Genomic DNA, 26,277 nt, shown 5'->3' with positions numbered 1-26,277 from the left:
AAGTTCTTTGTACAATAGTAACTTCCAGTTTCCAACCCTACACCTGCCAAAATCCCCTCACGAATTGCTCATGAAGGGATCATATGAAGAAAAAGCTATGAATTAAAGATTATAAAGGAATAGCATATCCCAGAGAAATCGCAAAACCTCTGTTTTTCACATCTGCCCCTTTCTCATCAGAGATATTATTTAATCCTAAATTATATCTGCCATCTATAATCACTTTTCCTGGCCCGGCAGGAATGGCTACTCCTGCACCCATCTGCAATCCAAAATCTATTGATTTGGTTTTGCCATATGCAGCTTTCATTTTATCATTTTTTCCCATAAGGAACCCAATAGAAGGACCTGCATTTACATACAATGGACCGAAGCTGTATTTAGCTAATACCGGAATTTCTAAATAATTAAAATTGTACGTTTCGCTTCCAAAGCTATTTTTAAACTTTGTTCCTTTGCTGATGAAATTAACCTCGGGCTGCACAGAAAAGTTTTTTATACCTGTTTGAATATTTACCCCTAAACCAGCTTGAAAGGAGGTCTTTGATTTCTCACCATTCACATTTTTAATGGATTGATTGGCAATATTGATTCCAGCTTTTGGAATTAATTCTATTCCTGATTCCTTTTTCGGTGTGGTAGTTTGAGCCTGTACTCCTAATCCTAATACGATCGCTGTGATTGCTAAAAACTTTTTCATTTGATAAAAATTTAAATTATTGACTTATTTTTTGATGTTTTGATACTGCGAAATTAGAAGGGAAAATAACCTGAGCTATGAGTTATAAAAGCGAAGCGTATAAATTGAAACCTCAACCGTATTTTTGAAATACTAAAACGAAAAAGTCCTTTTTTACCGATCTGAATCACCGAAATATCTCCTTTTCTTTTCATTTTTGGTATGATACGTTTCATCTGCTATTAACTACGTTTCACCAGATTTTTGCACTCATATCCTTATTATATGAACTTATTTTGCTGTTGTAAAATTTAAAAACAAATGTTATGAACTATAGAAAAGGATACCTGGCACTTTCACTTATGGCTGCAGCAGTACTGTACTCCTGCGGTTCAGGAAATGCTCAGGAAAATGCACAGCAGGTGCAGGCACTTCCTACCGATTTCATCCAGGTGAAATCAGGAAATGAAGACGTTACAACAGGATACCCGGGAAGTATGGAAGGACAGGATAATGTGGAAATAAAAGCACAGGTAACAGGATACCTTGAAGCGGTATACATAAAAGAAGGTCAGTTTGTAAGCAAAGGGCAAACGTTGTTCAGAATTAATCCATCAGTATATAATGAGCAGGTGAATACCAATGAAGCAGCATTAAAGTCTGCTTTGGCAGCCCAGGAAACAGCAAGATTGGAAGTTGAAAAGCTAAGACCTCTTGTAGAAGGAAAAGTAGTTTCTGATATGCAGCTGAAAACAGCACAAGCGAGTTTGAAAGCAGCATCAGCACAGGTAGCTCAGGCACAATCTTCTTTAGGTTCTTCAAAAATCAATGCTAATTTTACCTACATTAAAGCTCCTGTGAGCGGTTATATAGGAAGAATCCCGAACAGGGTAGGAAACCTTATCAGCCCTTCTGATGCTTCACCATTAACAACTCTTTCTAATATAAGCAGTATAAATGTTTACTTCTCCATGAACGAAGCAGACTTTATTGCTCATAGCAGAGCCGCTGCTTCAGGAGAAAATACTGAAAACGTAGAACTTATTCTAGCAGATGGTTCTAAGTATGGTTTCAAAGGAAGATTGGAAAATGCAAGCGGAAACTTTGACAGAAATACAGGAAGTATTCAGATGAAAGCAGTTTTTCAGAATCCGGATAAATTACTAAGATCAGGAGGTACAGGAAGAGTAATGATTCATAATGCATTAGATGGTGTGGTAAAGCTTCCGAAAACCTCCGTAAAAGATATTCAGGATAGGTTCTTTGTCTATAAACTTGAAGGAAAAGATAAAGTGAAAATGACGCAGATCCAAGTCTCAGGAAGCACTTCCCAGGACTACTTTGTGAAGAATGGAGTGAATGCAGGAGACAAGATCGCTATCAACAGGATAGATGCCCTTACAGATGGAGCACTGGTTGTAGCTAAAGTAACTCCTTCGAAATAATTTTATAATCATTCTTAGAAAATTCGAAAATGTTAAAAAAGATAATAGACCGTCCGGTACTGGCGACGGTAATATCCCTTATCATTGTCATTTTGGGGATCATAGGATTAAACCAGCTGGCAGTGACCCGATTTCCGGACATTTCTCCACCTACCATTACGGTTTCAGGTTCTTATCCTGGGGGAAATAGTGAAACGGTAATTCGTTCCGTAGTAACACCGCTGGAAGAGCAGATCAACGGGGTGGAAGACATGAGTTACATGAAATCCACGGCAAGTAATGACGGAACATTTACCATCTCAGTGATATTTAAGCAGGGAGTAAATGCCGATCAGGCTGCAGTGAACGTACAGAACAGAGTACAGCAGGCGACTCCGATATTGCCTCAGGAAGTGATAAGAATGGGGCTTACTACCTCTAAACAACAGAATAGTATGGTATTGATTTTCAATATCTATACTGAAGATAATGAGCAGTATGATGAAACCTTTCTTCAGAACTATGCCAATATTAACCTTATTCCACAGGTAAAAAGGGTGAAAGGAGTAGGGCAGGCACAGATTTTCGGAATTAAAGATTATTCCATGAGAATATGGCTGAATCCTCAGAAGATGGCCTCTTATGGATTGGAACCTTCTGATGTTTCCAACGCGATTGCTGATCACAGTTTAGAGTCTGCTCCCGGTAAATTAGGAGAAGAATCTAATGCTGCATTAGAATATGTAATCCGATATAAAGGGAAAAAAAACAAGCCTGAACAATACGAAAATATCGTCGTTAAAAATGACGGAACCAATGTGATCAGGCTTAAAGATGTTGCCAGAATAGAATTTGGATCCATCAATAACAGTGGTGATAACCTTTCTAATGGTAAAAATGCGGTTACTGTGGCCATTATGCAGACTACAGGATCCAATGCCAATGAAATTGAAATAGGAGTCAATAAAGCGATTGACCAGCTGTCAAAATCTTTCCCTCCAGGAATCAAATACACTAAAGTGATGAGTACCAAGGAAAGATTGGATGAAGCGACAGGACAGGTAAAATCTACTCTGATAGAAGCATTTATCCTTGTATTTATTGTAGTGTTTATCTTCTTACAGGATTTCAGATCTACCATTATTCCGGCCATTGCAGTTCCGGTAGCGATTATTGGTACTTTCTTCTTCCTTTTGGTATTAGGATTTACCATTAATGTACTGACTCTATTTGCCCTTGTATTGGCAATTGGTATTGTCGTCGATGATGCCATTGTAGTAGTGGAAGCAGTTCACAGTAATATGGAAGGAACAGATCTTTCCGGAAGAGATGCTACGCATAAGGCGATGAGTGAAATTACAGGAGCTGTTATTTCCATTACTTTAGTGATGTCTGCGGTATTTATTCCAATTGGGTTTATGTCAGGTTCTGCGGGATTATTCTATAAGCAGTTTGCCTATACATTAGCGATTGCGATTATTATCTCAGCGGTAAATGCTCTTACTTTAACACCAGCTTTATGTGCGGTATTTTTGAAAAATCACCATGCAGAAGAAGGCGGAAAGAAAAAAGGATTCGGACAGAGATTTGCCGTTGCTTTTAATGCTGGATTCAATAATATGACGGAACGTTATGCGAAAGGAGTAAGATTTTTAATTGGGCGTAAATGGATTGCAGCGGGATTGGTAGCCGGAATTATAGGCCTTTCAGCATGGCTGATGACCAGTACAACCAAGAGCTTTGTTCCGATGGAAGATGACGGATTCTTCATCTATTCATTAAGTATGCCGCCAGGAACCGGATTGACCAAAACTACAGAAGTATCCAATAAGATCAATGCGATTTTGAAAACGGTAGATGCTGTTCAGGAAAATACGTCCATTACAGGATTTAATTTATTAAGTAACAGTGCCGGACCTGCTTATGCAATGGGGTTTGTGAAGTTAAAGCCTAAAAAAGAAAGAGGAGCGGTTCAGGATATTGACGAGATTATGAATATTGTAAACGGAAAGCTGTCCGTGATCAAAGAAGGAAGTGTAATGAGCTTCAGAATGCCTCCGGTAGAAGGATATGGAGTAACGAATGATGCTGAGATTGTTCTTCAAGATCGTATGGCCAGAGATCCACAGGTTCTTAAAGCAAAAGCAGATGATGTGATTGGACAGTTGATGCAGGTTCCGGAAGTGGCATATGCCTATACCATGTTCAGAGCAGATTATCCGCAGCTGGAGCTTGAAGTGAATGAAGATAAAGCCAAGCAGTTAGGAGTTAGTATTTCCAATTTATTAAACTCTATACAGACCTATTTCTCAGGAGATCAGTCTCAGAATTTCTCAAGATTCGGAAAGTTCTATAGGGTGAATATCAAAGCTGATGGGGTCTTCAGAATGGATGAACAGGCGTTCAATGATATTTTCGTGAAAAATAATAAAGGAGAAATGGTTCCTGCCAATACCTTAATCACTTTGAAAAAAGTATACGGCCCGGAATCTGTTCAGCGATATAATCTTTATAATTCATTGAACATTAACGTGGTACCGAAACCAGGAATCAGTAACGGAGCTTTAATGGATAAAATTGAGCCAACCTTGAATAAGCTTCCTTCTGATTATAGTTATGAATGGACAGGATTAAGCTTGGAAGAAAAATCAGCAGGAAGCCAAACCGTTGTGATCCTTGGATTATGTTTACTGTTTGTGTATCTGCTTCTTGCAGCCCAATATGAGAGTTATATTCTTCCATTGGCGGTAATGCTTTCCATTCCAACAGGAATTGTAGGAGCATTCTTAGGAATCAAAGCCATTGGGCTGGATAACAATATCTATGTACAGGTAGGATTGATTATGCTTATTGGTCTTTTGGCGAAAAATGCGATCCTTATTGTAGAATTCGCTGTCCAGAGGCGAAAATCAGGACTTTCTATTCTGGATTCGGCACTGGAAGGAGCAAAAGCTAGGCTGCGTCCGATCATCATGACCTCATTAGCCTTTATTGTGGGGATGATTCCGCTGATGATTTCTACAGGAGGAATGGCTTCAGGAAATAAATCCATCAGTGTAAGTGCTGCCATAGGAATGTTGAGTGGAGTTGTATTAGGAGTATTTGTAATTCCTGTTCTGTATATGTTCTTCCAATATCTGGATGAGAAATTTTCATCCAAAAAGAAGTATCCTGTAATCCAAAATCAATTGACAAATGAGAATATTTAATATAAAAAATTTCCTTATTTCTGGCGCAATGGCATCAATACTGGTGTCCTGCGCCGTGGGGAAACCTTATGCAAGGACAGATCTTCAGATGCCGGAAACCTACAAAGAATCTGTGCAGGTAACAGGAGATACCGTCGTGCTTCCATGGAAGACATTCTTTAAGGATTCTAAGCTGATTGGCTTAATAGACAAAGCGCTGGCTAGAAATAATGAAGTAAATGTTGCCCTGAAAAATATAGAACAGCTTGATTTGATGTACAAGCAAGCTAAGTTATCCCTTCTTCCAACACTCGATCTTAGTGCCGGAGCAAACAGAAGCTGGGCTTCCAAAAATACGCTTAACGGATCATTGAATGAGCAGTTTGTAGGAACCACCCATATGGATGACTTCAGTGCCAATCTGAGGCTTTCATGGGAAGTTGATATCTGGGGAAAAGCGAAGATGCAGAAAGAGTCGGCAGCAGCAGAATACTTTGCCCAAAAAGAAAATTTAAATGCTATAAAAAGCAGAATCATTGTTCAGGTAGCCCAGGCTTATTATAATTTGATAAGTTTAGATGAGCAGATGAAAATTGCAGAACAGAATATTGAGCTAAGCAATAATACTCTTAAAATGATGGATCTTCAGTTTAAGGCAGGGCAGATCAATTCATTGGCAGTACAGCAATCCGAAGCGCAGAAGAAAACGGCTGAACTTCTGATTCCCCTGGCCAAGCAGAATATATCCATTCAGGAAAATGCTTTGAGTATCCTTTGTGGTGAATATCCGGCGAAGATTGAAAGATCAGGAGAGCTGAAAATGATGATCCCTGGAAATAAACTTTCAGAAGGGCTTCCTGCACAGTTGTTAAGCCGAAGACCGGACCTTAAGATGGCTGAATTCAATGTTATCAGTCTGAATTCAAAAACAGGATTGGCAAAAGCAGCGATGTATCCAAGTATCAGCCTGAGCCCGCAGATTGGAGTAAACTCGAATAAATTCAGTTCATGGTTTGATATTCCGGGTTCCATTACTAAAGCCGTGGCAGCAAACCTGGCGGCACCCATTTTTCAGAAAAAACAATTGAAAACGGCTTATGAAACGGCATTAATTGAACAGGAAAAAGCAGCAATCAATTTTAAGCAGTCAGTGATGACAGCGGTTGGTGAAGTTTCTGATGCCATGGCTAAAACTCAAGGGACTTCTGAGAGGCTGCAGCTTTTAGAGCAAAGAACCGCCATTCTTGATAAAGGAATTGGAGATGCTTTGAAACTGTATAAAAGTGGAATGGCAACTTATCTTGAGGTGATTACAGCCCAAAATAATAAACTTCAGAATGATCTGGAAGCAATCAACGTTACGTTGGAAAGATTAAATGCTGAGGTAGATCTATACCGTGCACTAGGTGGAGGTATAGAGTAATGCAGATGAAAAGAGAAGAAAGGAAGTTATATAATGTAGCTTCCTTTTTTTGTTATATACATATAATGCTTTTGAAAGGTAAGTTGATTAAAAATCAAATGATAGCCCTATAGATTTCAGAACAATGATTATTTTTTATTGAAAAAAACATTTGGATGAATTTTTTTTGGCTCATTAAATCAATGAGTTATAAGAAAAAATTATTTTTTTTGAATAATGCGTGCAAGATTTTCGGAAAATGAGATTTATATCAATGAGTACTCAAAATAATTAATGTTTAATGAAAAAATAATGCAATGAAAAAATTTACAGTATCTCAATTTTTAACAGCTATTGTAATAGTATTAACAGGGATTACTTTGTATTCATGTAGTGTGGACAGTCCGGAAATTATCCCGGTAAAACTGGAAGATGTAAATGGAAATTATAAAGGAAGGCTCATTACTATACAGGGAGAAAGCAAAACAGAAAAAATAAAGAATTTTAAAGCAAAAAAAGATACGATTATGTTTTCAGAATTTCCAGTGGAAGAGATTGTGAAAACAGTAGTAAAAGACCCGGTAAAAGCAGACGAGGCTATTAAAGCGTTAGGAAAGGTAAAGTATGAAATTAAATATACCGCTTCTATCAATACAGTGAGCAATGTAATCGAGCTATCTTTGGCCCCCAAATCTATGGAGCTCCTGATCCCTGTAGATGGGAAGACTAAAAAGACAGAAGTGACATTGAATGCTAAGCAGAAAGGGTTTTATGTAGGGATGGACGGTTCATTGCGATTTGCTTTGACTGCTGAGAAAATTACCGTAGACGGTACAGTACTTGCCCCTTATGAAGCGATTAATTATAATTTTCCGTTCTGTGTAAAATATTAGTTAATGGTTATTACTATAAATAGATTGTATTTATACGATGCAATCTATTTTTGCTTTAAAATTTTAATCAATATATCGTATACTGGAGCAGTACATGGGAGAAAGTAAAGAACAGATTTTGGTAAACCGCCTTCTGGAGAAGGAGGAAGCCGCCTGGAAAGAGCTTTTTGGAGCTTATTCAGGAAATCTGGCTTATGTATGTTCCCGGTATATCACTGAAAAAGAAGATGTGCATGATGTGCTTCAAAATAGTTTTATTAAGATGTTTCGTTCTATAGAATCATTTGAATACAGAGGAGATGGCTCACTTAGAGCATGGATTACCCGTATTGCTGTAAACGAGTCTCTGAAGCATATCAAACAGAAAGGAGACTTTAAGTCTTCCGTTGAGGTAGAAGATCTTCCCGATCTTCCCAATGAAGAAGAACCGGACTTTGAGGAAATTCCGAAAGAAGATATTATGAAGTTAATTCATTCTCTTCCAGATGGATATAGAGCTGTTTTCAACCTGTATGTGTTTGAACAGAAAAGTCATAAGGAAATTGCATTGCTGCTGGGAATTGCAGAAAATTCTTCAGCATCACAGTTTCATCGTGCAAAAGGGGTGCTGGTTCAGAAAATAAAGGAATTTAAAATGTCAAAAAAAGCACAATATGAATAACGAATGGCTCGATAACCTGCGAAGCAGAATGGAGAACCATGAAGATGAGGTTCCGGAAGGATTGTGGGATGACATCAGGGATGAATTGTTCTCAGAAGATAGTGAAAATAAACCTACAGGCTTTATTCCTACAATTGATGCTGAAAATAAAGAAGAAAAGATAAAAGAAATAAATGCAGGAAGCAAATCCTGGTTGTACCGTATTGGTGGTATTGCTGCAGCAGCTGTTTTAATCTTTATGATGATGAAAATAGTACCGGAAGAAAACCAGAACAGGCATGTACAGAATCCATCGGATTTTAATAAAAATAAAGATACAAGTCTGCCTTTGAACAATATAGAACAAGAAAAGAGTGGAAAGATTTGGAAAAACTCAAAGGCAGATATTTCTTTAGAACAGAATGATTTTAATACAATAGGTCATTTTGCTAAAAATATAAAGCAGACAACATCTGAAAAGACAGGAGGAAAAGAACCCGGAAATGATGAAAAAGTTCAAGATGTTATACAAGCAGATAAGTTAGAGCAGACGATCTTGATTCCAGATGAAAATAAAACCAAAGAAAAGCCTTTGGCGAATGATAATGTAAAGAATGAAGAGGGAGAAAAGAAAGTAAATGAAGTGGAGAAAGAGCTGCCGGAAAAATATGCAGATAATACCAAAACCAAGCATATAAAATCTAAATCTGAAAAGAAATGGATGTTAAGTATGCTTACAGGAAATGCATCATCCAATTCCGCAGAGCAGCAGTTTCATGGTTATGCCTCTGTAGATGGAAAACCTATGAGTTTTGAGCAGGTATGGACTGCTTCCAGCTATGTAGAAGATCCTTTGACCCAAATATTATTGGCCAATCAGAGTAAGCCGGTAGAAGCAAGGATCAGGCATAAAGTACCGGTAACATTTGGGCTGTCAGTATACTATAATCTAGGCAAAAGATGGGGTATAGGAACAGGAATAAATTATACAAAACTTGCTTCTGAGCTTCATTCAGGAAGTGATGATAATTATATTAAAGGAGAGCAGAAGGTTCACTATATCGGAATTCCTGTTCAGATTAATTATAATGTGATTCAGAAAGGAAGATTTACGGGATATGTTACAGGAGGAGCTTTGGTAGAAAAGCCCATATCCGGAAGTATTACAACAAGTTATGTAGTAAATGATGAAGTAAAAGAAATTTCAGAAGAAAAATTGGATCATAAACCACTGTCGTTTTCAGTAAATACAGCAGTAGGGCTTCAGATGAAGTTGGTCAAAAGGTTGGGGGTTTATGCGGAACCGGGAATTGGATATCATTTTAAGAATGAAAACTCTCCTAACACAATTTATAAGGAAAAACCCCTGCATTTTAATGTAAAATTCGGGATCAGATTGTTGATTGATTAATGCTGATGACTTTACAATAGAAATCAACTTAAATGTCAATATATATGAAAACAAAACTGATTTTTTTAACATTTTTATTGTTTAACCTTCTGAATATAAAGGCGCAGTGTAATCCTGTCATTACCAGCCCAAGATTAGGGGCCATGTTCGCAGATAAGATCCTGTTCTGTGAAAATGAAGATGAAATACTTTCCACTACCCAAACCTATTCAACCTATCAATGGTATAAACAGGAATGGACCTGGCAAAGCCCTAATAATAATCCTTGGGAAGCAATTCCAGGGGCTACCTCACAACAATTGACCATTAATGGAAATGACCAGTTGTATTATTTTAAGGTAGCAGTTACACAAGGTGATTGTGCTGCGGAAAGTGCTGCAGTGATGGCAGATGGATATGTGTATGGCTTACCTGCTATGATGTCCACTTTTGTTCCGGGAACTTATGAGATTGTAGATGGTGGAATAGTGCATGTATGCAATGAGGCTCCTGTGAAGTTTGATAATGTATTTCCCGTAGTATATGGTCCTCATACATGGTTCAAATGTGTTCCAACAACTACGGCTCCTTTTACCGGGGATCCTTGCGTGATTCCTAATGTGACGGGAGATACCTATACTGCTTCTGAACCGGGAGAATATGGTTTTTATGCCTGTACGGAATATTGTCCTAATCAGTGCCAAATGCTAGACCCTTTTGCTTTCGTAAAATTAGAATATAGTAATTGGGAGTTTTGTGGAAACTTAGGAACAGGAGAAGTGAAGCGTAAAGAAAATAAATTAAATATATACCCGAATCCTACGGCGCAGTTTCTTTATATAGGAAAAGAATCTGAGGAGTATAAAGAGGTTGCTATTATGGATATGTCCGGAAAACTGGTTCTTCAGAAAAAGGACCATCAATACAAGCAAGGCATTGATGTAAGCCATTTAGTTCCCGGAAATTATATCATCGTTTCCAAAAGCACCAAAGGAGAGGTCTATAGAAATAAATTTATAAAGAAATAAAGGATTAAATAATCTTTTCGTTAGTTTTTAATAGTGGTTAAATCGGCACAATCTGTTTTGTGCCGATTTTATTTTGGAAAACAAAACCAGACCCAATGATGAGCCTGGTAAAAAACAATGATGTTAGTTGGTTATTTTTATTTCTAAAGTCTTCCGAGAAGGACATTCAAATTATAGCATACGATTTTTGCGGTTGGTCTCTAGGTCTGAGGCTGTAATCTCAATTCCGGATCTTTGAAGTTTAAATCGTAAGACATCATTTTTAGTCACAATGCCATGACGGTAAAACTGTTCCGCCTGTTGAATAAGGTTATCAACTGCTGTGAGATTCTGCTGTACAATTTTTTGGCTTTGAGAAATTTTGTACAGGTCAAAATACATCTGAATCGCAGTGTAAATCACCTCATCCTCAGTAAGAGTCACATTGGTTTTCGCAATTTCAGAAAGGAGTAGGGTAGACTGCCTTGCATACTTCAGTTTAAAACCATTGAAAACAGTTTCGTTAAGCGAAGCATTTCCTACATAAGATTCGGCACTTTTAGGGAGTACCCAGTCAAGAGATCCCAGTTTGATATGGTTGGCGATATTTTCCGTATGAGAAAATGTTCCGCTAACGCTTCCCGTAGGAAGAGACAGGTCTTTGGCCTGGTTATATTTATTGATGGCAAGATCTACAGAAGCTCTTTTCATTTTCAGGGCATTGCTGTTTGAAAGTGCCATTTCTACCGTTTGATTTAAGGTAAGCAAACGAGTTTGTGCATTTCCGGGAATACTCAACGCTGTACCAAGACATAGCAGGAGAGATTTCCAGAGAAGTGGATTGATTAATGTTTTCATTTGTTGTAAGACATAGCTCCGCCAGGCAGGCATTGAGCTTGCTTTAAGAGGTTAGTTATGATGAATAAGATTTAGTGTGTTTCGTGATTGTATGGAAGAACCAATACCGGAGTAGTAGAGTGGCGGATGATGTATTCTGCGGTACTGCCACTGATGAGATGATCTAATCCGGTTCTTCCATGGGTGCCTATAATTAATAGGTCTGCGCTGTTGTCAGCCATAAACTGAATGATTTGTTCCTGCGGATCACCATTAAGAATTGTCGTTGAATGTTCTATCAAACTAAATTTTTCGGTAACCTGCTTAATTTTAGCCATTTGCTTTTCCATCGAGTCATCATTTTCTATCGAAGTATTGGCTAGTGAGGCATTAAGAATGGCTGTATTATTTCTTACAAGAAGGAGCTTCACGGTAGCATTAAAAAAGATGGCCAGTTCAAAGCCCCGGGAAGCAATTCGTGGAGAAAAGAGACTTTCATCCAGGGCGATGACAATAGATTGAATGTTCATAGTTTATATTTAAATCGTGTTGCAAAATTCCGTTATCCAAGGAATAAAAACTTTGACCTGGGTTAAAAAACGATCCTATGATGATTGTTTTTTATGCAATCCAGCCTGATCTTCCGATTCACCAGCCTTCCAATAAGATACAGCATGCAGCGCGCGGGAATCAAGAGTTGTATCAGCTTTGAAATAATCACGAAGTTCTTTTACCGTAGAATATTCCGCAGCTACATACACATATTTTCTTTGCTCATCTTCAGGAAATTTAAACTGTTTGGCCGCTTCTACAAGCTGGCTTCCTTTTTCCGGTGTTGGATTATAAAGCCATTCAATATCTACATTGGCTGCAGAGCAGGAAAGTATTTCATCGTCTTTTCCGAATGTTTCCATCAATACTTTAACGTTTACTCCTTCAGGCAGCTGTTCTACAATTGCGCAGATAACGGGTAGGGCAGTGGCATCACCTACCAACAGATAAGAATCTGCTTCAGGAACTAAAGGTCTTGTACTTTCTTTCATTCCTATCCCTAAAAAATCACCTTCCTGTACGTTTAACGCCCATGCTGATGCAGGTCCGTTGTCTCCGTGTGCTACAAAATCAATGCTCAGTTCTCTGTTTTCAAGATCAATTTTTCGGTTAGTATAGGTTCTTACAATTTCCTGTGCATCTGTCTCATCTACAGGGATAAATATCTTGTTATTTGAACCCGATTTTACATTAGCGAGCATTTCTGCCTGATTGTCATTAATATTGAAAATAACCCTGATAAAATGGGGGGTGAGATACTCTTTATGTTTCACATGAAACACTGAACGTATTTTTTTTGTTTCGGTTGAATTCATTGTGGTTAAATTTTATTGTAAAACATTTTCTGCTAATAAGTTATCCGAAGTGTGCATTTGTCTGTATTCGATGATATCTTCTATGGATAAAACCATTAAATCATGCTTTAATGCAAATACTACAATCTGTGGAAATCTGGACATGGTTCCGTCATCATTCATCAGTTCACATAAAACAGATATCGGTTTTAATCCAGCTAATCGCATCAGATCTATACTCCCTTCCGTATGCCCGTTTCTTCCTAAGACACCATCGTTGTGTGCTCTTAAAGGAAATATATGCCCGGGACGAACCAGGTCTTCTGGTTGGGCATTTTCAGCAAAAGCTGCTTTTACCGTTGCAATTCTGTCGGACGCTGACAATCCTGTTGTAGCACCTTTTCTGGCATCTATAGATACTGTAAAAGGAGTCTGGTATGGACTGGAATTATCTGTTACCATATAAGAAAGCTCTAATTCATCAGCTTTTTCATGGGTAAGACAAAGGCAGACTACACCGCTGCAATACCGGATCATCTGGATCATATCTTCTTCATTCATGTGTTCTGCGGAGAAAATAAGATCACCTTCATTCTCTCTGTCTTCATTGTCAATTAGCAAAACACCTTTGCCAACTTGTAGGTCTTCTATTGCGTTTTCAACTCTTGTTTTGGAATCTGCGCCAAATATTTTTAACATATTTTCCATAAGTAAATATTTAAATTGTATATAATAATCAATGACTATCTGTCTGTTGTTAGTGCTGTAATAGCCAGGTATTCGTATTTCTTATTCTGTATTTCAAATTGGTGATGCAAAGTTGGACATGCCGGAAATGAAAAACTTTGATTTAGGTTAAAAAAGTAAGCTCAATCTTAATTTTTATACTCTAATGTTTCCATTTCATGATAAACAGTAGTGGCCCAAAAGTCTAGTTCCCACTCTTTTTTACGGATTACTTCAAGTGAATATTCACCTATATAATAATTTTTAATAAGTTCTTTCCGTTGGAATTCTATAAGCTGAAGTTCAATATTGAAGTAGGTTTTTCTCCATTCAATCCGGTCAATAGGTTCGGAATTTCCGGATTGATACAGTTCTGTTTCTTCTTTCTTTAATTTTTCAATCATTCCGGAAACAATACCCTCGGTGATTGAGTGATCATTTTTTTTGTTTTCCAGAAAGGAAAGTGATTGATCAATTAATAAGATGTTCAATTCTTTTTCGTTCTTTTTCTCTTCTTCAGCAGGTTTTATAAGCTTTATCAAATGGGGCAACGTAAACCCCTGAATGAGTAATGTGAAAATAATTACCACAAATGTTATAAATAAAATGGTGCTTCTTTGGGAAATCAGGACTCCGTCATTATCTTCTAAAGGCATGGCGAGTGCAGCAGCTAATGATACAACACCCCGCATTCCGGACCACGATAAAATGATATATTCCTTTTTGGCCTGTGAAAAGAATCCTGTTTCTTTTTTGATTTTATTTCCTGAAAATAAAGGAAATGTAAAGATCATAAACAGCCTGATAATGATAAGGATTCCAAAAATGAGAAGGCTATACAGAATTAATATCGGAAGTTCAGAGTGAGGAATGTCTGCAATAATCTGGGGAAGCTGCATCCCCAGAATCAGGAAGACTAAGCCATTCAGAACAAAGACAATAACATCCCAGAAGTGGCTCATCTGTATTCTGCTGCTAGCACTGAAAAGTGAAAAGGAATTCCATGAAAGAAACATGCCTAAAACAACAACAGCAAGAACTCCGGAGCATTCTAAATGTTCAGCCATACTGTATGTGGCAAATGGTAATAAAATAATGACAAAGGTTTCTGCATTGCTGTTTCCGTTCAGAAATCTATGCAGTTTCAGAAATATATATCCTATAACAAGGGCAACAACAATTCCGCCTAAGCTAATGGTTACAAATTGAAATCCTGCGTTCCAGAAAGAAAAAGTTCCGCTTACAATAGCAATCAAAGCACATTTATAAGCAATAAGCGCTGAAGCATCATTCAAAAGACTTTCTCCTTCAAGGATGGTAACCAGCTTTTTAGGTAATGGAAGTCCTTTGGTTATACTGGTAGCAGCTACAGCGTCTGGTGGTGAAATAATAGCTCCTAAAATGAAAGCTAACGGCCATGATAAACCCGGAATGATACTGTAAGCAATGATGGCAATAATAGTTGTTGTCAGAAAGACCAATCCTACTGCTAAAAGTGATATTTTGGAAAATTCTTTTTTGAATTCGGGAATAGATGTATTCCATGCTGCATCAAATAATATGGGTGGTAAAACCACATAAAAGATCATCTCCGGGCTCATATCTATGGAAGGAATCAACCTTGTAAGACTTAAAATAAGCCCTGCTGATAAAAGTAAAAGCGGAAGTGCTAATTTGAGCCTTTCTTTTACTGAAATAATGACGATGAGAATGATAGAGATCCATATAATTTTTTCAAGTTCTGCCATAAGTTTCTTTATTGTGCGGCAAAATTATTGTGCTGACAAAAGCAAAACTTTGATCTGGATCAAAAAACGATGAATCTGAGAAAATATAATTTTAGGAAAAGTATAAAAGTTTTATAATCATTTGTTTATTGGTAATGTTGTACACGACTAGGGTTGCTATAATTTACTTTTGATCCTCATCATTTCAACATTTCTTTTTTTAAACAATATGTCATAAGAAAATAGAAACTTCCTTATGACAGTATATAATGATATTGAATGGGTGTAATTATTCGAGAATATATATTTTCTTATTTTTTATACTGATAACAATTTTATTACCTAACCAATTGATGCTTGTTTTACCCTCATAGATTAAATTTTCTACAAACATTACATTTTGGTCTTTTAAGGTAGCGTATTCATTTGAAATTTGGGAAATGCTGCCTTTGTAGATTTTTGTTTTCACAGATTTATTGAATTCACTTTCTTTTTCAATAACCTGCATATTTTTGGTATCGAGGTTAAGGGTGGAGATTAATTTATCGCTGAACCAGAATGAGTTACTGCCTGCTCCGGAGTCTAGTAATACTTTTATTTTGTATTTATTATTTAAGGTGACATAGGTAAAGATATCTACTGTATCATCCTGTTGTGTAGAAAGAAAAATATCAATTGATTTTGAATAAGATTGGGGAGCCTTGTCAGAAAAACTTATTTCCTGAGCCTTGAAGTCAATCACAAGATCTTGTTTTTCAAATGTTTTTAATGAAATCAATCCGTCAATTCCGGGTATTTTCATATCTACGGTTGAGAAAGGGATATTTTTAAAGCTATTTTTTCCTAGGATGGTTTCCTTGCTTGTAAAAAGAGGAATATCAATACGTTCTCCGGTTGCTCTGAAGCCTGTGAAGAAATTATAAGAAGATGGTTTTTGAGGGAATTTAGCTGCAAAATCATTAAAAAAAAGATTGATTCCAGCTCCGGTATCCAGTATGAAATTTCCTTCTACCCCTTCTATTTTTGCAGGAACAATAATGTGGCCCGAAGGTAAGGTTTTGAATGGTACATTTTGAGAAAATGCCTGAGTCGTCATTGATAATAAAAATGCGAAAAATATCTTTTTCATAATCTTATAATTTAATTTATATTGCTTCTGAGAGCACATCTTGCTGCTCAATATTTCCTTTATCTAATTTAAAAATGTGATCTGCCAATTCAAGAGTTTCTAATCTGTGAGAAACAATAATAATGATAGATCCGGGGAAAAGGAGACGAATGGTTTTAATAATTTCATTCTCCAGTTTTGCATCCAATGATGCTGTAGATTCATCAAATATAAATACAGATGGAGATCTGTTAATTGCTCTTGCAATAGATAGGCGCTGCTTCTGTCCGTCTGAAAATGTTCCGCCACTGAAAGAAATGAGGCTGTCTGGCCCTTTTTCCAATTTTTTTATAGCATCTTCCAGTTGAACATATTTTATGATTTCATCAAGCTCAAACCTGCTATTATCAGTTCCATACTGGATATTATTGCGTATGGTATCATGAAATAATTGGTTTTCTTTTTCTATCAGGCAATATTCGTTCTGCCAATACGTATTTTCTTTGATATTCTCATTGTTGATTAATATCTGACCTTCCGTTGGCTCTGCAAAGCCACATAACAAATTAATGATAGATGACTTTCCACTTCCGCTCTTTCCACTCAGGATGTAGGTTTTTCCATAGTCGAAAGATAAGTTTATTTCTTTTAAAATATCTGTTCCAGAATGATTAATAGATATGTTTTGGAAGATAATTTCATGAATGCTTTGTCTCTCAGGTTCTAATGATTCGTGTACATCCTTTTTTGTTTCATCAAAATACTCTGAGACCCTTTTCATTGAAATAAGTGATTTCGAGAATTGATTATGAGTGGATACAATCTCAACAGTAGGAGTAAACAATCTGTTAAGGTATTGTATGAAAGCAATAAGAGCTCCTACACTCATCGTATTTTGAAAAACTTGATATCCACCATAAGACAACACTAAGACGGGGGCTAAGGACATGAGCAGGGAAGATGCACCGGTATTGAGACCGCTTACAAATGTACCTCTTGAATGTTTTCCAACGAGATCACTATGCTGTTTTTTGATATTAAGCATCTCAAAATGGTTGGTTCCATAGCTTTTAATCACTCTGATATTCTTTATTCTTTCTACAAGATAATTATTGAGATGTCCTTCCAAATGTTGTATTCCTTTAAAATTCTTTTTTATGTGAGGGGCAAAAGCCTTAATCACCAGAACAACGGCAGGAAGTAGGATGAGACTTAATAATGTAAGTTTGTAATCCAGTATAAAAAGCATTATGACTACTCCTATCAGAATAATGATGTTTTTTATTGATCTGATGAGTAATGAAGAAATTGTCAGCTGAATATTATCCACATCATTCATCAGGGTAAATACCAATTCTCCAACTTTTGAGTTCTTAAAGAAAGATACATCTTTATTTAAAATATTGGCAAATGCTTCTTCCCGGATGTCTGAAGAGATCTTCTTGCTTACAGTGGTAGACATTACATCAGAAATCAAAGAGAAAATGACCTGAAGAACATATATTCCTACCAATACTCCTATTAACACCACAAGGTCCTGATAACTTCCCTTAGGAAATACATCATCAATGATGACTTTCAGCATATAAGGGGTTACCAATGTGCCGGCACTTGAAATAATCATCAACACAAAAAGAATAATTTCTTCTTTAACGTAAGGATTGATATATTTTAAAAACCTTTTTAGCAGTTCTTTTTGTGAATTCATATTAATTAAATTTTGATTAATAATTTTCACAGATGCTATCGGAATTTTTAGTTAGAACTATACTCATCTACTTTTTTTCTCATGATTGAGTGCATAGATAAATAATCCCCTTTTCCGTAAGCTGTGAAAAAAACAGGTATTTTTTTGATTCCGTCCATTTTACAGAACTTTTCTATAGCAGAATCTTTGAATGCACCCGTAATCCAGGTTTGTAAGGACTGAGATACAGCAATCAATTGAGACGTTTGAGAGAAGTGACCTGCTTCTAATAATACAACTTTAAAGTTTCTCGGAGTTTTATATTTCCATGCTAAAACTTCAAGATTAGCAGCGAAAAAGATTCCAAATGAACATTTACCACCGAAAAACTGACCCGCTAAACATTCTCTTAGATCCTGATAAGAAAACTCATCGGTTACCTTACATAAAGAATGGGTTTCAGGCTCATACCAATAAACTCCTTTTTCAACTCCTTCAACATTGAATACCGTAATATAAGGCTCAATAATTTGTAAACTTCCTCCTGAAGGGCTGCTTCTTCTTCTAAAAGGTTTGTATTCTTCTTCTTCACCGTGAATATAACCGAAGGTGTAAAAAAGCATATTGCTCAACTGTTCAAGACTTGCTTCTGTATCTTGAAATTCTCTGATTGTTTTTCTCCTTTTTAAGGTATCATAAAAGTCTGTTTGTATAGAAGTAGGTTCTGGTAGTTTGTATACCGTTTCATAGTCTTCTACCTGGCCTCTTCTTGGAAACTCCTGTTTCTTTACTCTTTTGCAAATATCAAGATACTGGCTGGCCCATTCTTCTTCTGTAGAATCTGACATTGATAAAGAGGTATCTTTAGTAATGTAGTTGAACATATGAGCATAATAATGCAAGTAAGGTTCTTCCAGATTGTTGTTTTCGGTAAGAACATCAGCCGTAATAAGATCATTGATAATGGCATTCTCTGCAGTAGGGTGCTCTTCAGTTTGCGAGTAATCAATAAGTGTTTTAAGGTATTCTTTTCTTACACTGTACTCTTTTTTGTCTTTATAATTAAATAAAATGGGCTCGTTGTTTTTAAAGTATACAAAGAAATTATGTGAGATATTCATGATATTAAAGTTTTATTAAAGAAGGAGTGATTAATCATGAGTGAAAAATCACTCCTTCTGTTGGTGTTATTGTTGAGGATAATCTGGTAGGTAAGTACACATCACGTTAATGTCGAAAAAATCGTGATTAATAGGATTTTCTATTTTAGTCATTGTTAAATTTTTTTGATTTTAGTATTTAGTTTAGTTAATTTTTTACTGTAATTATCCACAGATAAGGTTGAAATCAAAAAAATCGTTGTCGATAGGTTTGTCTACTTGAGTCATGTTTTAAGTTTTTGAATTTAATAATTGTTTTAAAAGTTCCTTTGTTCTGTTGTAATTATTTACAGATCAGGTTGAAATCGAAGAAATCGTTGTCGATAGGTTTATCTACTTGAGTCATTTCTTAAAGTATTAGAGGTTAATAATTGTTTTAAAAGTTCCTTTGTTCTGTTGTAATTATCCACAGATAAGGTTGAAATCGAAGAAATCGTTGTCGATAGGTTTGTCTACTTGAGTCATTTCTTAAAGTATTAGAGGTTAATAATTGTTTTAAAAGTTCCTTTGCTCTGTTGTAATTATTTACAGATAAGGTTGAAATCGAAGAAATCGTTGTCGATAGGTTTATCTACTTGAGTCATTTCTTAAAGTATTAGAAGTTAATAATTGTTTTAAAAGTTCCTTTGCTCTGTTGTAATTATTTACAGATAAGGTTGAAATCGAAGAAATCGTTGTCGATAGGTTTATCTACTTGAGTCATTTCTTAAAGTATTAGAGGTTAATAATTGTTTTTTAAAGTCCTTTGCTCTGTTGTAATTATTTACAGATCAGGTTGAAATCGAAGAAATCGTTGTCGATAGGTTTGTCTACTTGAGTCATTTCTTAAAGTATTAGAGGTTAATAATTGTTTTAAAAGTCCTTTTGCTTCGTGTTGATTATCCACAGATAAGGTTGAAATCGAAGAAATCGTTGTCGATAGGTTTGTCTACTTGAGTCATTTCTTAAAGTATTAGAGGTTAATAATTGTTTTAAAAGTCCTTTTGCTTAGTGTTGATTATCCACAGATAAGGTTGAAGTCGAAGAAATCGTTGTCGATAGGTTTATCTACTTGAGTCATTTCTTAAAGTATTAGAGGTTAATAATTGTTTTAAAAGTTCCTTTGCTCTGTTGTAATTATTTACAGATAAGGTTGAAATCGAAGAAATCGTTGTCGATAGGTTTGTCTACTTGAGTCATTTCTTAAAGTATTAGAGGTTAATAATTGTTTTAAAAGTCCTTTTGCTTCGTGTTGATTATCCACAGATCAGATTGAAATCAAAGAAATCGTTGTCGATAGGTTTGTCTACTTGAGTCATTTCTTAAAGTATTAGAAGTTAATAATTGTTTTAAAAGTTCCTTTGCTCTGTTGTAATTATTTACAGATAAGGTTGAAATCGAAGAAATCGTTGTCGATAGGTTTATCTACTTGAGTCATTTCTTAAAGTATTAGAGGTTAATAATTGTTTTTTAAAGTCCTTTGCTCTGTTGTAATTATTTACAGATCAGGTTGAAATCGAAGAAATCGTTGTCGATAGGTTTATCTACTTGAGTCATTTCTTAAAGTATTAGAGGTTAATAATTGTTTTAAAAGTTCCTTTGTTCTGTTGTAATTATTTACAGATCAGGTTGAAGTCGAAGAAATCGTTGTCGATAGGTTTATCTACTTGAGTCATTTCTTAAAGTATTAGAGGTTAATAATTGTTTTAAAAGTTCCTTTGTTCTGTTGTAATTATTTACAGATCAGGTTGAAATCGAAGAAATCGTTGTCGATAGGTTTGTCTACTTGAGTCATTTCTTAAAGTATTAGATGTTAATAATTGTTTTAAAAGTTCCTTTGTTCTGTTGTAATTATTTACAGATCAGGTTGAAATCAAAGAAATCGTTGTCGATAGGTTTGTCTACTTGAGTCATTTCTTAAAGTATTTATGGTTAATATTAATTTGTTCGGTCTACTTCTTCCAGTTTTATTTGTTTGTTGTTTCCTTTTACTTTACTGTTTCCAAATTGATAAGTAACACTGATGTTAAAGGTTCTTGCATCATAATAATTATCAGAATACGTATAGTAATTGGTGTAATGAGCTTTTCCTCTGAATTTCATTCCTTTTAAGATATCCTGGATGGTCATGTTTACTTGTAATTTCTTTTCAAAAAGAGAAACTCTAAGTCCCGATGAAAGGTTGTATATGTTTTCAAAATCAAAGTTTCCTTTGGTGTGAGGTAAAAAATTCAGGAAGTTTAAAAGAAAAGAAAACGTCTTGCTTGAATTCAGATGAACAGTATTGTTCACAGAATAATATAAAGAGTTTGAACTCAATCCTTTTACCTGATCAATAATTCCCTTGGATTCTACATAGGCATAATTTACAGAAGCATACATATCCCATCTTTTGAAAAATGTGTTGGAATAGGTTGCATTGATTCCTAAACTGTTTTCATCATAATTATTGAGATATTTTACAACTCGATTGGTGCCTTCAAGGTCAACTACCTGCCCGAAATTATCAGTACTCATTTGATAATATGCCGTTACAGATAACTTATTGTTAAAGATGTATCCAAGTTCAAAGTTATTACTGAAAGATGGCTTTAGGTAAGGGTTTCCAATTACATAAGCATACGGATCCAAATAAATAGTGGTCGGGTTTAGCGCTCTTGCACTAGGACGTGTAATTCTTTTAGAATAGCTTAGGGTAAGTATATTCTTTTTATTTGCTTTATAAGTAAGATAAAGACTTGGGAACCACTTTCCATAGGTATTGTTTACCTCTGTGCTGTTGCGTGCCACTCCATTCAGAACCGTATATTCATATCTAAGGCCGGCCTTACCCTCCAGTTTTTCTGTGAATGACTTAGAAAATGTTATATAAGAAGCCCAATTATCTTCGTTATAATCAAAAAAATTACTTCTATTGTTGTCATACATTGGTATATCATTATTATTAATAAAGAAATCTAGCCCGGTATTGGTGTTAAAATGGGTATACTTTCCACCAATTTCTCCAACAAATGATTTGAAAGGAAGGTATAAATCCACTTGACCAGAATAGATTTTGTATCTATAGTTTGAATTGATCTGGTAATTTATACTGTTGGCATTAGATTCAGATGCTAAGGAAAAAGGATTATCGTTTCGACTATCAAAAAGATTTCCGCCCAAATATAATTTTTTGCCTAAGCTGTCTAATTTTCTCTCAAAATAAATATTCAACTGATTGTTCTTTGTCTTACTTATATTATAAGAATTTGAAACCACTGTAGAATCAAGAACATTTCCTTGATAATATTTTGATAAATTTTTGGAATCACCATCTGTATCCGTGTCTGAGAAATTGTAGATAGCTCCAACAGATGTTTTATCATTGATTTTATAGTCAATACTATAATTGATATTGTATCCCTTATTTTTATCCAGTCTGTTGTTTTGTGTTTTCAAAATATTCCCGGCATAAATAGATAGGTCCTCAGTAGTTGTCTTTTCATTGTCGAATTGGGACACTCTTAAAGATGTATTAACCTTTTTAGACTGATAATTCAATGAACCATTATTGGAATAACCATTTCTGGATCTCCTCAGATAGCTGGTGGAGATATTTCCACTAAAGCCCATGCTTGAATTCTGTTTCAAAACAATATTGATGATTCCACTGTTTCCCTGAGCTTCATATTTTGCAGGTGGAGTAGTGATGACTTCAATTCTCTCAATATTTTCAGATCGGATGGTCTTCAGGTAAGAAACAAGTTCTTTTCCAGAAAGATTTACAGGTCTGTCATTAATCATAATAGAAACTGCACTTTTACCTATAATTTCTATATTTCCTTCGTCATCCGCTTTTACCATTGGAGTTGCTGCTAATACATCTAATCCGTCTACCCCTTTTGATGCAATAGAATTCTCTGTATTGAATACAAAACGGTCTATTTTTCTTTCAAAAGTTTTCTTCTTATTAACAACCAAAACTACTTCCTTAATTCCGGATACTTTTTCTTTTTCTATGGCTATAGAAATGTTTTGTGAAGCATTATTCAATAAAAATTCCTTAGAAGAATTAGTATATCCACTTGCAGAGGTAATCACATTATAAGTTCCGTGATTAAGTCCTTGTGTGCTGAAAGCTCCATTCTCATCAGTAATCTTTTCTGCAATAACATTGGTCTTACTATCAGAAGAATATATTTTTACTAACGCAAAAGGAACGGATTGCCCTCTTGTATCGGTCACTTTACCATTAAGCATATTCTGTGCATTTATTGCTGTTGCACTAAGAAGTGCGATACACAGGAAACTTGATTTTTTCATTATTTTCTGATTTCTATGCCTCAAAATTATAAAGCACAGAAAGAGAAAAGAATTATTTTCGACGAGATGGATGTTTTATCAGATGAAAATTAAAAAAAAACCGTTAAAGGCGTTCATCGATTAAATAGAGGGATAAAGGTTTTATTATTTAAAAGAATTAAGTGATAGAGGGAGTTAAAGAGTGGTTTCTAAAGTCAATGAATGGTAAAGCGTAGTAAATTTATGATGGGAATATTCCTGCGTTATATTTACTTACTCCATGTTCTGGCTATTTCTAGTTGATTTTGTCTGAATTTCTAATGAGGTGCAGGCTGTCAGATAATAAAAAGGTGTTTTAGATCTGGCTTGTGAAATATTCAATACTCCTATTTTATTAATTATTCAATAATGAAAAGACTCTATATTTATTCTAAAGTATTCATATCGACTAGGTTTCTTTCCTGTTTTTTGCGATATTTATAAAAATGTTTAATGATGAAATTGAATTTTAATAAATTATTTTTACCCTTGATGGTATTCTGTACGCTATGGGTGTATGCTCAAAAAAATGCTGAAAATATTGATGGGGTGTACCAAACAAAGGGTGGTGCTTTAGCAATCAATAAAAATAAAACGTTTCTGATCATAGCTTATGGTACTTTGATAAAAGGGACATGGATTATTGAAAAAAATCTTCTTTATGTGAAGCCTAAAAACCCTGCCAATTGTAATAACTAATAATTAAAAAGATTTTGAATACCTGCTTTTCTTAAAGTTCTCTTTTTATACGTCAAGTTTTGTCGTAGCCTGTATTGATATTTGTAATAACAAAATAACAAAATATGAATACAATAGAACAAAACGATCCATTTACGGGTGAATGGACAGTCTTTTTAGAATCTTCTGTTACTTATAATGGAGTACCCATTACTCTTGCGATGTGTGATGATATTATATACAAGAGTATAAACAATGTATTTTATAGAAGGGTTTTAATTAAAGATACAGTAAATGTAAAATGGTTTGGTGCTGTAGGTGATTCTGTAGCCAATGACACATTATCATTTCAGAAATCTGTAGATTTTTTAAGTACAATAGGTGGTGGTAAACTATTTATACCAAGTGGCAGCTATGCCGTTGATCATATTGATTTTAGGACTAAAGCTTACTCAAATATTGAGATTATAGGAAATAATTCGACACTAATAGGATTAACAAAACATAGAGCCTCTGTAGATGCAGCAGATGGAATTTTTGCTTTTGAAGCTTGTGTATCTAATCAATCAGATGACTCAAACTCAATAAAAAATATTAAAATTAGCGGGCTCAATTTTTTCACATTGAATATTAAACCCCCAACACCAGAACCAGAACCAGGACAAGAGCCAGAACCAGAACCAAAAGTTGATGAGCTTTCTCATCACATTGCAGCACATGGGGTAAGTGATTTTACTGTTGAAAACTGTACATTTACAGGGTTTTTTGGAGATGGAATTGCTATATGTAGAGGCTTGTTTCAGGATGGATATAGAAATGCCTATAATAAAAATGTTACTATAAAAAACTGTAAATTCGATGGGGACAACAAATTTAATCGACAAGCTATTTCAATTTACCATTGTGATAGATTTATAATCGATAACTGTGATTTCTATAGAACGACTGAAGTTGGAATGCCTGGTGCAATAGATATAGAATCCGACGATCCCAATTTAACGATTACCACTAATGGATTAATAACTAACTGTTATTTTAATGATATAGGAGGTATGGGAGCAATTTGTATTTTTTCAAAAAACAGATCTATTATTGATTTTCAACAGAATGAAAGATTAAATTATCAAAGCTTTAAAATTGATAATTGTAAATTTGAAGACGTTCATACCCCATTAACAGTGTATGGTAATTATGAGCCATTAACAAATGATGATAAGGATGATAATGGAGTGTATAGTATAGTATTTCAAAACTCAAATGTTTTAAAGGCCAAAAGAGCGATATATTTTAATGCTGCTTGCAGAGTAAAGGTCTCCAACGTTACTTTTAAAAATATTTATAGTCCTTCTAACTCAGTCTGTGATGGCGGAGCCTATAAAGTTTTATTTGAACAATGTGAATTTGATACTGTTAATAACCCTGCGGGTCTTTCTTTTGTAGGTGGCGGAAAATATATAGATTTTATAAAATGCATCTTTAAAAATTTTACGACCAATGTAATAACTTTTAATGTGTCAAAACCAATTGGTACCATAAAGTATAATCAGTTCTATAATTCAACGAATCCTGGTATGTGTCTTTTAACTAATCCAAGTGTTGATAATCTCAGAAATGCAATAATTGAAGGAAATGAATATCTTGGGAATATCCCTGAAATTGATTTCTATTCAATTATGAATCAAGGGTATTCATATAATTACGATACTGCTGTTATGATACCGTCAAATATTTTGTATCACAAAAGTGAATTTGAAAGTGAAGGCGTTTTTCCAGAAGCTTATCTTGGGAATACAAAAGGATTAGTCAGAAATGAAAGATTAGAAGATTACAATAATAAACCTGTTGTTTATCAGACTTTTTTACCGTATGACCCGTTAGGTGTAAAGTGGACAAGGCAGGCACTTAATGATAGTACATGGACAAGTTGGAAAAAATTAGAAAATTAAATTATTTTTAATTTAAGAAATATAATAGCGAAGATATATGTATTCTTCGCTATTTTGTTTTACCAATCTATATCCTGACTTTATTGAATATCACTATTTATTTTTATTGAGATCCTTTTTCTATAGAAAATTATTAGCAT

General features: G+C 35.0%; 19 protein-coding genes. 9 read left to right on the top strand and 10 right to left on the bottom strand.

What is annotated here, in order from left to right:
- Positions 1–109 precede the first annotated feature (109 nt).
- Positions 110–700, bottom strand: coding sequence for a porin family protein (locus AC3HD6_RS07150; protein ID WP_488895724.1), 591 nt, complete (start codon positions 698–700; stop codon positions 110–112).
- 305 nt (positions 701–1,005) lie between these two features.
- Between AC3HD6_RS07150 and AC3HD6_RS07145 the strand changes: the two genes are divergently transcribed.
- From AC3HD6_RS07145 to AC3HD6_RS07115, 7 genes are all read left to right on the top strand, one after another.
- Positions 1,006–2,124 (top strand): efflux RND transporter periplasmic adaptor subunit, encoded by a 1,119-nt coding sequence (locus tag AC3HD6_RS07145; RefSeq protein WP_488895723.1) that lies wholly within the window; start codon positions 1,006–1,008, stop codon positions 2,122–2,124.
- Positions 2,125–2,153: 29 nt separating this feature from the next.
- A complete protein-coding gene (locus AC3HD6_RS07140; protein ID WP_488895722.1) occupies positions 2,154–5,312 on the top strand; it encodes an efflux RND transporter permease subunit in 3,159 nt (1,052 codons plus the stop codon).
- A 28-nt stretch (positions 5,313–5,340) separates the two neighbouring features.
- Positions 5,341–6,714 (top strand): efflux transporter outer membrane subunit, encoded by a 1,374-nt coding sequence (locus tag AC3HD6_RS07135; protein WP_488895721.1) that lies wholly within the window; start codon positions 5,341–5,343, stop codon positions 6,712–6,714.
- A 296-nt stretch (positions 6,715–7,010) separates the two neighbouring features.
- Positions 7,011–7,586: a DUF4840 domain-containing protein gene (locus tag AC3HD6_RS07130; protein ID WP_488895720.1), complete on the top strand. Its 576-nt coding sequence runs from the start codon at positions 7,011–7,013 to the stop codon at positions 7,584–7,586.
- Positions 7,587–7,680: 94 nt separating this feature from the next.
- Positions 7,681–8,247, top strand: coding sequence for an RNA polymerase sigma factor (locus AC3HD6_RS07125; RefSeq protein WP_488895719.1), 567 nt, complete (start codon positions 7,681–7,683; stop codon positions 8,245–8,247).
- Positions 8,240–9,637 (top strand): porin family protein, encoded by a 1,398-nt coding sequence (locus AC3HD6_RS07120; protein ID WP_488895718.1) that lies wholly within the window; start codon positions 8,240–8,242, stop codon positions 9,635–9,637. The genes AC3HD6_RS07125 and AC3HD6_RS07120 overlap by 8 nt, the downstream gene beginning before the upstream one ends.
- Positions 9,638–9,681: 44 nt before the next feature.
- Positions 9,682–10,644 (top strand): T9SS type A sorting domain-containing protein, encoded by a 963-nt coding sequence (locus tag AC3HD6_RS07115; protein ID WP_488895717.1) that lies wholly within the window; start codon positions 9,682–9,684, stop codon positions 10,642–10,644.
- A gap of 171 nt (positions 10,645–10,815) precedes the next feature.
- Here the strand turns inward: AC3HD6_RS07115 and AC3HD6_RS07110 are convergent, their stop codons facing one another.
- The 9 genes from AC3HD6_RS07110 to AC3HD6_RS07070 all read right to left on the bottom strand — a co-directional run bounded on the left by AC3HD6_RS07110 (position 10,816) and on the right by AC3HD6_RS07070 (position 23,495).
- Positions 10,816–11,481, bottom strand: coding sequence for a TolC family protein (locus AC3HD6_RS07110; protein WP_488895716.1), 666 nt, complete (start codon positions 11,479–11,481; stop codon positions 10,816–10,818).
- A 71-nt stretch (positions 11,482–11,552) separates the two neighbouring features.
- Entirely contained in the window at positions 11,553–11,990 is a 438-nt protein-coding gene (locus tag AC3HD6_RS07105; protein ID WP_488895715.1) for a universal stress protein, read from the bottom strand.
- Between the two features lie 75 nt (positions 11,991–12,065).
- On the bottom strand, positions 12,066–12,827 hold the full coding sequence (locus AC3HD6_RS07100; RefSeq protein WP_488895714.1) for a siderophore-interacting protein: 762 nt from the start codon (positions 12,825–12,827) through the stop codon (positions 12,066–12,068).
- Positions 12,828–12,839: 12 nt separating this feature from the next.
- Positions 12,840–13,514 (bottom strand): 3,4-dihydroxy-2-butanone-4-phosphate synthase, encoded by a 675-nt coding sequence (gene ribB / locus AC3HD6_RS07095; protein WP_488895713.1) that lies wholly within the window; start codon positions 13,512–13,514, stop codon positions 12,840–12,842.
- A gap of 167 nt (positions 13,515–13,681) precedes the next feature.
- On the bottom strand, positions 13,682–15,280 hold the full coding sequence (locus AC3HD6_RS07090) for a Na+/H+ antiporter (RefSeq protein ID WP_488895712.1): 1,599 nt from the start codon (positions 15,278–15,280) through the stop codon (positions 13,682–13,684).
- Positions 15,281–15,548: 268 nt separating this feature from the next.
- A complete protein-coding gene (locus tag AC3HD6_RS07085; protein WP_488895711.1) occupies positions 15,549–16,388 on the bottom strand; it encodes a retropepsin-like aspartic protease in 840 nt (279 codons plus the stop codon).
- Between the two features lie 16 nt (positions 16,389–16,404).
- On the bottom strand, positions 16,405–18,075 hold the full coding sequence (locus tag AC3HD6_RS07080; protein WP_488895710.1) for an ABC transporter ATP-binding protein: 1,671 nt from the start codon (positions 18,073–18,075) through the stop codon (positions 16,405–16,407).
- A gap of 47 nt (positions 18,076–18,122) precedes the next feature.
- Positions 18,123–19,175 carry a SagB/ThcOx family dehydrogenase gene (locus tag AC3HD6_RS07075; RefSeq protein ID WP_488895709.1) on the bottom strand — a complete coding sequence of 351 codons (1,053 nt, stop codon included), beginning with the start codon at positions 19,173–19,175 and terminating at the stop codon, positions 18,123–18,125.
- Between the two features lie 1,956 nt (positions 19,176–21,131).
- Positions 21,132–23,495, bottom strand: a complete 2,364-nt coding sequence (locus tag AC3HD6_RS07070; protein WP_488895708.1) for a TonB-dependent receptor domain-containing protein — start codon at positions 23,493–23,495, stop codon at positions 21,132–21,134.
- Positions 23,496–23,966: 471 nt separating this feature from the next.
- On the opposite strand from AC3HD6_RS07070, the gene AC3HD6_RS07065 reads away from it, so the two are divergent.
- Positions 23,967–24,212, top strand: a complete 246-nt coding sequence (locus tag AC3HD6_RS07065; RefSeq protein WP_488895707.1) for a hypothetical protein — start codon at positions 23,967–23,969, stop codon at positions 24,210–24,212.
- A 104-nt stretch (positions 24,213–24,316) separates the two neighbouring features.
- Entirely contained in the window at positions 24,317–26,137 is a 1,821-nt protein-coding gene (locus AC3HD6_RS07060) for a glycosyl hydrolase family 28-related protein (protein WP_488895706.1), read from the top strand.
- Positions 26,138–26,277 lie beyond the last annotated feature (140 nt).

The organism is Chryseobacterium sp. II3a (assembly GCF_057815135.1).
The sequence above is the reverse complement of the archived record's forward strand: the minus strand, read 5'-3'. Positions and strand labels throughout refer to the sequence as shown.